This is a genomic window from Bacteroidales bacterium (assembly GCA_021648725.1).
In the GTDB taxonomy this organism is placed as follows: Bacteria; Bacteroidota; Bacteroidia; order Bacteroidales; family JAADGE01; genus JAADGE01.
Map to the genome: position 1 here is coordinate 23,190 of JAKISF010000032.1, position 12,503 is coordinate 35,692.

General features: G+C 31.8%; 8 protein-coding genes. 7 read left to right on the forward strand and 1 reads right to left on the reverse strand.

Features of this window, described 5'->3' with window-relative positions:
* Nucleotides 1-66: 66 nt before the first annotated feature.
* The 3 genes from L3J35_11200 to L3J35_11210 all read left to right on the forward strand — a co-directional run bounded on the left by L3J35_11200 (nucleotide 67) and on the right by L3J35_11210 (nucleotide 3,085).
* Entirely contained in the window at nucleotides 67-720 is a 654-nt protein-coding gene (locus L3J35_11200) for an HD domain-containing protein (protein MCF6366757.1), read from the forward strand.
* An 18-nt stretch (nucleotides 721-738) separates the two neighbouring features.
* Nucleotides 739-1,230 carry a hypothetical protein gene (locus L3J35_11205; GenBank protein MCF6366758.1) on the forward strand — a complete coding sequence of 164 codons (492 nt, stop codon included), beginning with the start codon at nucleotides 739-741 and terminating at the stop codon, nucleotides 1,228-1,230.
* Nucleotides 1,231-1,291: 61 nt separating this feature from the next.
* Nucleotides 1,292-3,085 carry a long-chain fatty acid--CoA ligase gene (locus L3J35_11210; GenBank protein MCF6366759.1) on the forward strand — a complete coding sequence of 598 codons (1,794 nt, stop codon included), beginning with the start codon at nucleotides 1,292-1,294 and terminating at the stop codon, nucleotides 3,083-3,085.
* A 3-nt stretch (nucleotides 3,086-3,088) separates the two neighbouring features.
* Here L3J35_11210 and L3J35_11215 read toward each other — a convergent pair whose 3' ends face one another.
* Nucleotides 3,089-5,377, reverse strand: coding sequence for a TonB-dependent receptor (locus L3J35_11215; protein MCF6366760.1), 2,289 nt, complete (start codon nucleotides 5,375-5,377; stop codon nucleotides 3,089-3,091).
* 126 nt (nucleotides 5,378-5,503) lie between these two features.
* On the opposite strand from L3J35_11215, the gene L3J35_11220 reads away from it, so the two are divergent.
* The 4 genes from L3J35_11220 (at nucleotide 5,504) to L3J35_11235 (ending at nucleotide 12,259) form a co-directional block, all read left to right on the forward strand.
* Complete coding sequence (locus L3J35_11220) at nucleotides 5,504-7,429, forward strand: YfiR/HmsC family protein (GenBank protein MCF6366761.1); 1,926 nt, start codon at nucleotides 5,504-5,506, stop codon at nucleotides 7,427-7,429.
* Between the two features lie 162 nt (nucleotides 7,430-7,591).
* Complete coding sequence (locus tag L3J35_11225; GenBank protein ID MCF6366762.1) at nucleotides 7,592-8,665, forward strand: AIR synthase-related protein; 1,074 nt, start codon at nucleotides 7,592-7,594, stop codon at nucleotides 8,663-8,665.
* 115 nt (nucleotides 8,666-8,780) lie between these two features.
* Nucleotides 8,781-11,774: an AIR synthase-related protein gene (locus L3J35_11230; GenBank protein MCF6366763.1), complete on the forward strand. Its 2,994-nt coding sequence runs from the start codon at nucleotides 8,781-8,783 to the stop codon at nucleotides 11,772-11,774.
* Nucleotides 11,775-11,854: 80 nt separating this feature from the next.
* A complete protein-coding gene (locus tag L3J35_11235; GenBank protein MCF6366764.1) occupies nucleotides 11,855-12,259 on the forward strand; it encodes a GxxExxY protein in 405 nt (134 codons plus the stop codon).
* The last annotated feature ends 244 nt before the right edge of the window (nucleotides 12,260-12,503 follow it).

Sequence of the window (12,503 nt, forward strand, 5' to 3'; positions counted from 1 at the left end):
ATGAGTGAAAACCGATAATTTATTTTATCGGTTTTTCTTTTTGCAGAGATTATTTATATTTGAAGCATGAACAACCAAGAACTTATTAAACAAACAATATCTTTCGTAAAACAAAGCTTATCAGAAGCCGAAGGCTCACACGATTGGTGGCATATATACCGAGTTTGGAAAAGTACACAACAGATTTTAAAGACAGAAAAAGCAAATCTGTTAATTTGTGAACTTGCAGCTTTATTGCATGATATTGCCGATCATAAATTTCATAACGGAGATGAAACAATCGGGCCAAAAAAAGCAAGAGAATTCTTGACTTCTTTGAAACTTGGTGATGAAACGATTGAAAGTGTGGTAAAAATTATTGAAAATATTTCTTTTCTCGGCGGACATAATAAAAGTAATTATTTCTCACAGGAACTTGCTGTTGTTCAGGATGCTGACCGATTAGATGCCATCGGAGCAATCGGAATTGCAAGAACATTCAGTTACGGAGCTTATAAAAAAAGAGAAATATACAATCCGGAAATTAAACCGAATTTAAAAATGAGTAAAGACGAATATAAAAACAGCACAGCTCCTACAATTAATCATTTCTACGAAAAATTATTACTTTTGAAAGATAAAATGAATACCGAAACCGGAAAAAAAATAGCCGAAAAGCGGCATAACTTTATGCTTCAATATCTTGATAATTTTTATAACGAGTGGGAAGGAAATGTGTAATTTAAGGATTAATTAAATATGAAATGTAAGTATTGCCAAGCAGATAATAAAGAAGGACGAGACAGATGTTTTTCTTGTAATGCTCCTTTGCCGAAACGCTCAAAATTAACCGATAAGGACAAAGAAAGTTTAAAAAATTATATAAGCAGTGTTGAAAATATGCTGATAACTGCACAAAGCAATGAGGACGGAAAAGTTGCAATGGTACTTATTTTAACCGTATTACTTTGGATTGTTATCGGTGTATTAATGTTTATTTATTTAAATATTCACTTTATTTTCACAATTCTGATAATGCTTATAATCGGCTTTGTATTTTTTATGGTTTTCGGTCTTAATATGGATAAAATTTCATATAATGCAATGAAGAAAGAATTTCACGGCAAAATAAAAGATGACATTAAAGATTATCTGAAAGCCATGCATTTCACAATTTCTGATTTTGAAACAGTTGCAGGAGATTTTTTAAAAGAAGACTCTCCATTAAACAACTTTTTAACCGATTTGTAAATAACTATTAATTATAACTATATTTGAAAAATAAATATTAAAATTTATTAAACTCTTTAAGATGATAAAAATTGAAAAACCCGATAATCTCGTCGATCATTTTGAAATCGCAACCGAAAAATTTAAAAATAATAAACTCTTCGGTACAAAAAATAAACAAACCGGTGAGTATGAGTGGATCACATATGACGATGTTCGAAAAAAAGTTGATGACTTCAGAGGCGGATTGGCATCTTTAAACATTCAAAAAGGCGACGGAGTAGCTATCATTGCCAATAACAGAACTGAATGGGCTGTGGCTGCATTTGCAACATACGGTTTGGGTGCTCGATTTATTCCGATGTACGAAAATGAAATTTTAAGAACTTGGCAATACATTACAAACGATGCAGACATAAAGTTTTTATTGGTTTCAAACAAAGCTATTTATGAGCAAGTAAAACATTTTAAAGATGAAATTAAGTCTTTAGAGTATATATACATTATTGAAGACGACAGTGAGCTGAGTATGCAACATCTTGAAAAAGTCGGTAAAGAAAATCCTGTTGCTTCCGTTAAACCTGATGTTAATGATATTGCTGCTTTAATTTATACCTCCGGAACAACCGGTGAACCGAAAGGTGTTTTATTAACACACGGAAATTTTATTTCAAATGCAAGAGCAGGAAACAGAAGATACAGTAAATTGTTTAATGAAAATTCAAGAAGCTTGTCTATTCTTCCGTGGGCTCATAGTTACGGTCAAACAGCCGAAGTATATAATTGGTTTTTTACCGGAGGTTCAATCGGCTTTATGGAAAGTGTTGAAACTTTGGCAGAAGACTTACTGAAAGTTAAACCTACCTTTTTAATTGCTGTTCCGCGTGTTTTTAACAAAATTTACGACGGTATTCATGCAAAAATGAATGAAGAAGGCGGTATCAAAAAGAAATTGTTTGATATGTCTCTTAAAGCAGCAAAAGAATATCGTGAGCAAAACGGAAAAGTCAGTTTAGGAACAAAATTAAAATTAAAAATCGGAAATAAATTGGTCTTCTCAAAGATACATGCAAAATTCGGCGGAAAATTGGAAGCATCAATTACGGCAAGTGCAAAAATGAACAATGAAATTTCCTTTTTCTTTCATGATATCGGCTTACCGGTTTACGATTGCTATGGTTTAAGTGAAACCTCACCGGCAGTTACAATGAGCAGCCCGGAACTTAACAAATCCGGAAGTGTAGGTACAACTGTTGAATTTGTTGAAGTCAGAATTGATAAATCAATGATGAATGATGAGAGTGACGAAGGTGAAATTCAAGTAAAAGGACCCAATATAATGGTCGGATACCATAACAAACCGGAAGCCACAAAACAAGTTTTTACAAAAGACGGTTGGTTTAAAACCGGCGATATAGGAAAAATTGATGAAGACAGTTATGTTTATATTACAGGAAGAATTAAAGAACAATTTAAATTAGAAAACGGTAAATATGTGTTCCCGGCAGCTATTGAAGAAGATATTCGATTATTGCCTTATATTGAAAATGCAATGATTTTCGGAGACGGAAAACCGTATAATGTATGCATTGTTATTCCGGATTGTTCTGTTCTGGAAAAAACAGCCGAAATTCTAAAACTTAAAACCGAAGTTAATAAGTTGGTACATCTGCCTCTTGTACAAGAATTTATGGCTATTGAAATTCGTAAAAGTTTAAAAGACAAATACGGAAATTATGAAATACCCAAAAAGTTTATTTTTACGGATGAAGACTTCACAATAGAAAACGGAATGCTCACTCAAACCTTAAAACTTAAACGAAGAGTGGTAATTGAAAAATACAAAGGACAAATTGAAATGCTTTATAAAACTTAGATACTAAAAATCAATATTTATTTTTACCGTAATATTTCTTCTGTTTTGCGGAAGTTTTGAAGCATAATATATTCCGTTTGCACTTCTTACACCGGGATGAAAATATTCTGTATCTAAAATATTATTAACTAAAATTTCAGCCGAAATACCTTTATAAATATTATAAGAAATTGCATTATTCAAAACAAAATAAGCATCAATTTTATTTAAAGGGTTGTTTGATACTGTTGTTTCCTTTCCGGTAGGTTTTTTACCCGACCAATTTGCTCGCAAATTAATATTCAATTTATCAAAAAATAATGCATTTATTCCGAAATTCAAATGATGGCTTGAAATATCTCCTATTCTTGTTTTTTTTCCGGTAATATTATATGGCTTCGTAAAAGTGTAATTAATGTATGTCGAATAATTTGAATAGTTAAAATACAAATTACTCTGTAAACCTTTAATGTTTACATTCCCTATAGCTTGATGTTGGGTAGTCGTTACCAAATTTCCGCCGTCATCAACAAAGCTTACGTCAACAGTTCCTATTGCACCCGTATAATAAGAGTTGTAAGCAACAAAATCAATAAAAAAATAATTATTTGCTTTCCAACTGAAACTATATTCTGAATTTTTTACTTTTTCGGGCTTCAAATTAGGATTATCTAATAATCTTCCCGGTGTTGTGCTGTATTTTGTCCAATAACCGGCATCCATAAATGCCTCTGAATAAATAGCTTTAAATACAAAATTTAAAGGAGACCAAACAATTGCTGCTTTAGGGTTAAAAACGGTTCCGTATCCTCCGGTTAATCTTATTTTGTTATTATCAACCCTGCCTCCCAATATAAAATTAAAGTTTTTAAACGGTGAATACCCTGCTTGCATAAAAAAGCCGAAATCTCTGCTGAAATAATGATTTCCGCCTTTTGAATTATCTAAATAAGCTGTTTCTTCAGGATTTTCAGTTTCTCCGAATAAATAAGCTCCTTGAATATGACTTACTCTGAACTCAATTCCGGTTATCAAATTAAAGTTATCATGCGGTGTGTATTCTAATCTTAATTCAGATCTTAATTGTTGCGAGTAAGTTTGCCACCATGTTCTTGTCCAATTCGGAACCTGAATTGAATCAACAGGCAATAAAAATATATTTCCGTCGGTAGTATCAGCTATATCAACAAGCTTATATTCTTTATTAAAATACCCTTTGTAATATAATTCTTCACATTCACCTGTTAGTTGATGAACTTTGAAATTTGAAAAATTGGTCAAGGATAATTTATCTGAAAACTTTTTCTCATATTTTGTGTAAAAAAAAGTGTTTTTAGGAATCCAGCTGGCTCCGTTTGAAGGACCTAATTCGAAATTATCTCTGTACCAAGCTCCATATCCCTCATCACGCTTAAAACTCTGAAAACCGAGTGTAAAATCATAAATTTTTAACTTTCCGTAAAAAAGATAATCCTTTGTTTGATTACTGTACTCAGGCTTTATCCCGTTCAAAACAGAAGAATTATAATACATTGCATTATCTAAATCCATTGCCTTTTGTGCAACAGTATCATTTGTTATTCCTAAAATCTCTTTATAATAATTTATATCATAAGCTCCTAAATCATAATCCCAGTCAGGGTAATTTGATAAATCTTGTTCGTCTGAATTAAAAATTCTTCCTGTTAAAATTAAAGAAACATCTTTTGTTCCCACAGCTATGCTCAAATCAGCAAATCGAGTATTCCAAGTTCCGTATCCGAATTGAGATTTCAGTCCTATTTTTCTGTCTTTTGAAATAATTTGCTCTGCTGTTTTTGTAACAATATTAATTACTCCCAAAAATGCATTAGCTCCGTATATAGTTGCGGCAGGTCCGTATACTATTTCAACTCTTTCAATATTACTTAAAGGATATTGTCTTGAAAGCCAAACACTGTTACTCCAAAGATCGTTTTCCTCAACTCCGTCAATCATTAATACAGTTTTTTCAGTATTCTTTGTACGATACCCTCTTTGATAAATTTGAGAATAATGAGTTCCGTTCCCGCGAGAAATATCAAAACCCGGTAAATCATGAAATAATTGTTCCAAATCAACATATCCTCTGCGTTTAATCTCTTCTTTTGTAATAACAATAACTGTTTGCGGAGTTTCTAACAGTTTTTCAGGCTTTTTTGAAACCGATGAAATTTTCAACTCTAACAATTCTTCAAGAGACATAGAAAACAAATTATTCTTAATTGTATCATTTTGTGAATACAGTTTTCCTAAGCTGATAATAAAAACAAGAATCAAATATATTATTCTCATAATCAAAGAAGTTTTACATTTAAGATTGTAGTTTAAAAAATAATTTGTAACTTCGAAATATTAAAAAACTTGTATTTAAGCATTGAATGTACTAAGATAATAACTATTTTCTTAATATTATAGATTTTGACTAAATTTCTTCGAACATATATATTTTCAACAATACTGTTAATATCTGCCAACAATTTTTCTTATGCACAGGTTTACTCTGATTCTGAAATTAAGTCAGGGTTTATATATCAATTCGGATTAAATATAAGGTGGGAAAACGAAAATAATATAAAAAAATTTAAAATTGCCGTTTACGGAAATGATAACTCAATTTTACCTTATTTGGAACAATTATCACAAACTAAAACCTTAAAAAATAAACCGATAGAGATTCTGCAAATTAATAACATCAGAGCACTTCTTAAATATAAGCCTCATATTATTTATGTTAATGAATCAAAAAATTATGAGTTAAATTCAATTCTTAATCGCATTAAAGGAAAAAATATACTTGTAATAAGTAACAATCTACGTCTGCAGAGGCTTATAATGATAAATTTTGTTTATTCGCAAGATAAAACAATATATTTTGAAATTAATAAAAAAAATATATCTGAACAAAACTTAGAAATTTTACCGAAACTTCTTTTGCTCGGCGGTTCAGAAATTGACATTAAAGAACTTTACAAAGAACAAGAAGTTAAATTAAAAGAAGAAAAAGAAAAAGTTGAAATCTTAAAAAAAGAATTAGAAAGACAAAAAAAATTAATTCATGAGCTTAATAACGAAATTGAAATAAAATTAATTGAGCTCAAAAATCAAAAGAATGAAATATTAGTTCAATATGAAAAAATTAAAAATCAAAAAGAAACATTATCAAAAGTAGAAAATGATATTAATAAACAAAAATTGTTATTGTTGTCAAAAACAAATGAACTAATACGTAAACAGATAAAAATTAACAAGATAGAAGCGGCTATTAAAGAGCAAAATCAAAAAGTAAAAGAAGGAAAAGAAATATTAGAAAACTTAACAACAGAAATAGTTAATAAGCAAAAAGAAATTAATAACCAAGAAGAAGAATTAAACATTAAGTCAATAAAAATTGACAAGCAGCAAAACCTATTAATACTTGCCGGAATAATTGTATTTATCATACTTGTTTTATCAATATTATTATTAAAAAGCAGAAAATCAAAGCAAATAATTAACAGAAAATTAATATACAAAAATATTGAGGTAGTTAATAAAAACAAACAGATTCAAAAGCAAGCCGATGAACTCAGAAAACACAGAAACCAACTTGAACTGCTTGTAGAAGAAAGAACTTTAGATCTCCAAAAAGCCAAAGAAAAAGCAGAAGAGTCAGACAGATTAAAATCAGCATTTTTAGCAAATATGTCTCATGAAATCCGAACACCTATGAATGCAATAATCGGATTCTCAAATTTGCTTAACAGAAAGAAATTTAATAAAAAAAAGAGAGCTGAATTAGTTTCTTACATTATTAAAAGCAGCGATACTCTTTTACATCTTATAAATGATATTATTGATATATCAAAAATAGAAGCCGGGCAAATGACAATTAATAAAGATGACTTTTTTATTGATGAAATATTTGAGGATTTAACTGTATTCTATAAAGAAAAAATTACTCTTTTAAAAGATATCGAATTCAAAATAATTAAGAATAATAAAATAAATTCTAAAATATATACAGATAAACACAGACTTCAACAAGTTTTAATAAATCTTATCAATAATGCCTTAAAATTTACAGAGAAAGGATTTGTTGAAATTGGATATAAGTATTCTTCCGATAAAAATAATATTGTTTTCTATGTAAAAGATTCCGGAATCGGCATAATAGAACAACATCAGAATAAAATATTTAACAGGTTTACAAAACTTGAAAAAGAAAGTGAAAAATTATATCGAGGTGCCGGACTTGGATTATCAATCAGTAAAAATATTGTTAAATTATTGGGCGGAGAAATATGGCTTAAGTCAGAATCAAATAAAGGCTCAACATTTTATTTCAGTATTCCTTTAAATTCCTGAAAATTTCAGCAAAATTAGAATACAGCAACCATCCCAACATTGTAAATTTTTAACTAATTTAAATTGTTAAAAAAAAGTTAGTAAACTTATCAAGTCCGGTTGCACTTTACAAACTTAAGTCATACTTTTGCACTTTCTTTATTCATAGTTTTAAAATAACTTATGCAAAAAAAGAGCGGGCTTGATATTGAGCTCGGAAACAAAGCCTCAAAAATCGCCTACGAATATGCGATTGAGACTTTCCAAAACAGAAACGGAAAGAGAGGAGCCGTCGCCTCTAAATCAAAAGGCGGATTTTCAAACCTTTTAATTTTCGGAAAAGAACGTATCGGCATCGGGTCCGACGGCATAGGCACAAAAGCCGAACTTGCCGAACGCACCGGCATTTATGATACTCTCGGTTACGACCTCGTAGCAATGGTTGCCGACGACCTCGCCGCAATGGGCTTTGAACCGACAAATCTTTCTAATGTTATAGATGTTGATTATATAGACGCTGAAATTATTGACGAATTAATGAAAGGTTTGCGAGATGCCTGTAACTTTGCCGGAATAACGATTACCGGCGGAGAAATTGCCGAACTCGGCAACAGAATCGGCGGTTACGGAGAAAAAATGCACTTCAATTGGAGTTCTACGGCGATAGGTATTTTGCCCGAGAATTTAGAAGAAGCAATAGACGGCAGCAACATAAAACCCGGACAAAAAATATTTGCTTTAAAAAGCAGAGGGTTCAGAAGTAACGGTTTTTCTTCAATACGCAGAATTTTATCCGAAAATTTCGGAAACGAATGGCATAATGAAGCCTATGATGATAAAAATACTTGGGGAGAAAAAATGCTGACACCTTCATTAATTTATTCACCTTTAATTAATGAGATTATTAAATCCGGAACAGAATTAACAGGAGTTGTGCATATAACAGGCGGCGGAGTTTTTGATAATTTACGAAGAGCATTAAAATTAAACAATGTAGGTGCAAAATTGAATAACTTATTCGAGCCTTTGCCTGAAATGATTGAAATTCAGCAAATCGGAAAAGTAAGCAATGAAGATGCCTGCTTGTGGTGGAATATGGGCAACGGAATGCTGTTAGCGGCAGACGAAAAAGAAGCCGATAATATTTTACAAAAAGCAAAACAAATGAATTACGAATGTCGAATTGCCGGCACAGTTACCGCCGGCAGCAATATACAAGTCGAATTTCCGACTTGTAAAATGAGAAAAGAATATTAAAAAGTTTGTCCCACACGGCAGACTTTTTTTATGAAATAATTATTAAAAAAAGAACCATTAAGGCATTAAGAAAAACTTAACTATCCTTAACTTCTTAATGGTAAAAAATAAAACAATGAACAGCATTCAAACACACATAAAACCGGAATACAAAGACACAAAAGGCATCAGCATACAAAATAAATGTAAAAAACAACTTCAAATTGAAACCGGAGAAATAAAAACCTCAAAATTATACACCGTCGATTACGAAATTACCGATGATAATCTTATAAAATTTGCCGAAAATTGTCTGAAAAATAAAATTGCCGATGAAGTTCTTATTAATAAGGTGTATGATAACGAAAAATATAACAGTTTAATCGCTGTTGCACAACTTCCCGGTGTAACCGACGATATAGGAGTTTCGGCACAAACGGCACTGGCGGATTTTCTGAACCGCAAAATTGACATAAATGTTCAGCATATTTTCACGCAAGATATTTTTTATATTGAAAATAAACTTTCCGAAAATGAATTGATGCTTATTGCAAAATCATTTCTCGGGAACCCGCTTATAAATCATATTCAGGTATTTACAAAAGAAAATAACAGCTTTAATTTTACACCTTATGTTCCCAAAGTTGAAATGCAAATTGACGAAACAGTTGAAGAAATTGATTTGGATATTTCAGATGAAGAACTTATAGAACTCTCGGAAGATAAAATTTTGGCTTTAAGTCTTGAAGAAATGAAAACAATTCGCAATTATTTTAAAGACGAAGAAGTTATTGCCGAAAGAAAAAAAACAGGTCTTTCCGAAAAAATGACAGATATTGAACTCGAAGTTTTTGCACAAACCTGGTCGGAACATTGTAAACATAAAGAATTTAATGCCGAAATTACTTATGAAGATAAAACAACCGGCGAAAAGAAGATAATAAATTCACTTTTCAAAACTTACATAAAAGGTTCAACAGATATTATTCAAGAACACTTGAAAAGTAATGATAATCACTGGCTTATAAAAGTTTTTGACGATAATGCAGGAACTGTTCGTGCCACAAAAGACAAACTTTTTGTTTGGAAAGTCGAAACACATAACTCTCCCTCGGCACTCGACCCTTACGGCGGTGCAATTACTGGTATCCTCGGTGTAAACCGCGATATTATGGGAACAGGCATAGGCGGTGCCGAACTTTTATTCAATACAAATGTTCTTTGCTTCGGACCTCCGAATTACGATAAAAAATTATTAAAAGGACAACTTCATCCTCGCAGAATTATGGAAGGCGTGGTTGACGGTATTGAAGACGGCGGCAATAAATCCGGAATTCCCACTGTAAACGGCTCCGTTGTTTTTGATGATCGATTTGCAGGCAAACCTTTGGTCTTTTGCGGAACAGGCGGAATAATGCCCGATAATTATCTCGGCAGAAATTCTTGGGAAAAGCCTATTGATGTAGATGACCGAATTATTATGGCAGGAGGCAGAGTAGGTAAAGACGGTATTCACGGAGCAACTTTTTCGTCAACTGAGATAAATGAGAAGTCGCCGCAATCCGCCGTGCAAATAGGCAGTCCTATTACGCAAAAAAAACTGTCTGATTTTATGATAGTTGCAGCCCGAAAAGGTCTCATAAAAAGCAGCACCGATAACGGAGCAGGCGGTTTGTCGTCATCGGTAGGCGAACTTGCAGAGATTACAAACGGAGCAGTTGTAAATCTTGAAAAAGTACCTTTAAAATATTCCGGTTTAAAATCTTGGGAAATTTTTGTTTCCGAGTCACAGGAGCGAATGACAATTGTTGTCGAACCGGATAAAAAAGACGAATTTTTCAAACTTGCCGAAAATATGGAAGTTGAAGTTACCGATATAGGATACTTCACAAATTCAGGTTTTCTTGATATTCGTTTTAACGGAAAAATTATTCATTACATAGATTTGAATTTTTTACACAACGGTGTTCCGCAAAAGAAAATGGTTGCAGAATGGCAAGCCCCTAAACTGCAAGAGCCTGAAAATATTAAAATTGAAGATTACGAAAATGTACTTTTAAGACTTCTGTCAAGTTTAAATATAAGTTCTCGCGAAAATATTATTCGCAAATACGACCACGAAGTTAAAGGAAAATCAATTATAAAACCCTTAATGGGCGAAAAAGGAACAAGCCCGCAAGATGCAGGCGTTATGCGTTTGGAACACGACAGTTTTGAAGGCATAGCCGTTTCAAACGGAATTATGCCGAAATTCGGCGATATTGATGCTTACGAAATGTCGGCGGGTTCTTTCGATGAAGCTGTTCGTCAGATAATTGCCGTAGGCGGAACTTTGCCTAATACCAAGAAAAACGATGATGTTTTTTGGACGGTAAATGATAATTTCAGCGTTCCGGATAGTTTATATCATCCCGAAAAAAATCCTGACGGAAAAGAGAAGTTAGCTAAACTTGTTCAAATGTGTGAAGCTCTTTACAATATGTCAACTTTCTATGATATTCCGATGACTTCCGGTAAAGACAGTATGAAAAACGATTTTAAAGCCGAAGGCGTAAAAATTTCAGTGCCTCCTACAATAGTTTATTCTATGGTTTCCAAGATTAAAGATGTAAGAAAAACTGTAACTTCCGATTTTAAAGCCGAAGGCGATTTAATTTATCAAGTAGGAAAAACTTACAATGAACTCGGAGCATCGGAATTCTACAAACTTTACGGAGAACTCGGAGCAAATGTTCCGAAAGTAAGAAAAGAAGAGGCGAAAGACACATATTTAAAAATGATGCAGGCAAATGAACAAGATTTAATTTCATCAGCACACGATATTTCGGATGGCGGAATGCTTACAGCTTTGGCGGAATGTCTTATCGGAACCGATTTCGGAGCAAAAATCACAATAGATAATTTAGGCGAGTTAGGTGCAAATGCAAAACTTTTTGCTGAAAGTCATTCCAGATTTATAGTAAGCATAAAACCCGAAAACAAAGAACAATTTGAAAATATTTTTAAAGAAAAAGCACATTATCTCGGAAAAGTTGCAAATAAAAAAGTTATGGAAGTATTTGACAATAAAACAATTATAATAGAAAGTGATTTGGCAGAAATGGAAAATGCTTGGAATGTTGAATTATGAATTTATAAACCATTAAGGCATTAAGTAATATTAAAAAAACTTAACTAATCTTAACTTCTTACCGGTTAAAAAATAAAAAAATGACGAAAAAAGAAGTAACACAATTATCATACGATATTGTAGGCTGTGCAATTGAAGTCCATAAAGAATTAGGACCCGGACTTTTAGAAAGTGTATACGAAAAATGTTTACGCAGGGAACTTGAATTAAAAGGCTACAAAGTAAAACAACAAGTCAATGTGCCGGTTGAATATAAAGGATTAAGTTTAGATGTTGATTTAAGATTAGATTTGCTCGTAAACAATACAATAATCGTAGAATTAAAAGCAATCGAAAATATTCTGCCTGTTCACGAGGCACAACTTCTCACATATATGAAGTTATTAAAAAAACCGCAAGGGTTGTTAATTAATTTCTTTACGGATAATATTACAACGTCAATGAAACCTTTTGTAAATGAATATTTTAAAGAATTAGAAGATTGAATAAATAACCATTAAGGCATTAAGTTTCATTAAGATAAAAACTTAACCATTCTTAACTTCTTAATGGTAAAAAAATGAAAACGAAAACATATAAACCATTAAGGCATTAAGTAATATTATAATACTCCCCAATTTTAGGACAGCAAGTTAAGGTGGAAAATTGAGATAAAAAATTTTAATTTTACCCCTTAAAAAAGCAGTATAAAATGAGTAAAAAAAGAAAACAATTTCAGGCATCATTTAA

Excerpts from the sequence above, each read along its gene's own strand:
- L3J35_11200 (MCF6366757.1), top strand. The coding sequence starts at position 67 with ATGAACAACCAAGAACTTATTAAACAAACAATATCTTTCGTAAAACAA.
- L3J35_11205 (MCF6366758.1), top strand. The coding sequence starts at position 739 with ATGAAATGTAAGTATTGCCAAGCAGATAATAAAGAAGGACGAGACAGA.
- L3J35_11210 (MCF6366759.1), top strand. The coding sequence starts at position 1,292 with ATGATAAAAATTGAAAAACCCGATAATCTCGTCGATCATTTTGAAATC.
- L3J35_11215 (MCF6366760.1), bottom strand. The coding sequence starts at position 5,377 with ATGAGAATAATATATTTGATTCTTGTTTTTATTATCAGCTTAGGAAAA.
- L3J35_11225 (MCF6366762.1), top strand. The coding sequence starts at position 7,592 with ATGCAAAAAAAGAGCGGGCTTGATATTGAGCTCGGAAACAAAGCCTCA.
- L3J35_11230 (MCF6366763.1), top strand. The coding sequence starts at position 8,781 with ATGAACAGCATTCAAACACACATAAAACCGGAATACAAAGACACAAAA.
- L3J35_11235 (MCF6366764.1), top strand. The coding sequence starts at position 11,855 with ATGACGAAAAAAGAAGTAACACAATTATCATACGATATTGTAGGCTGT.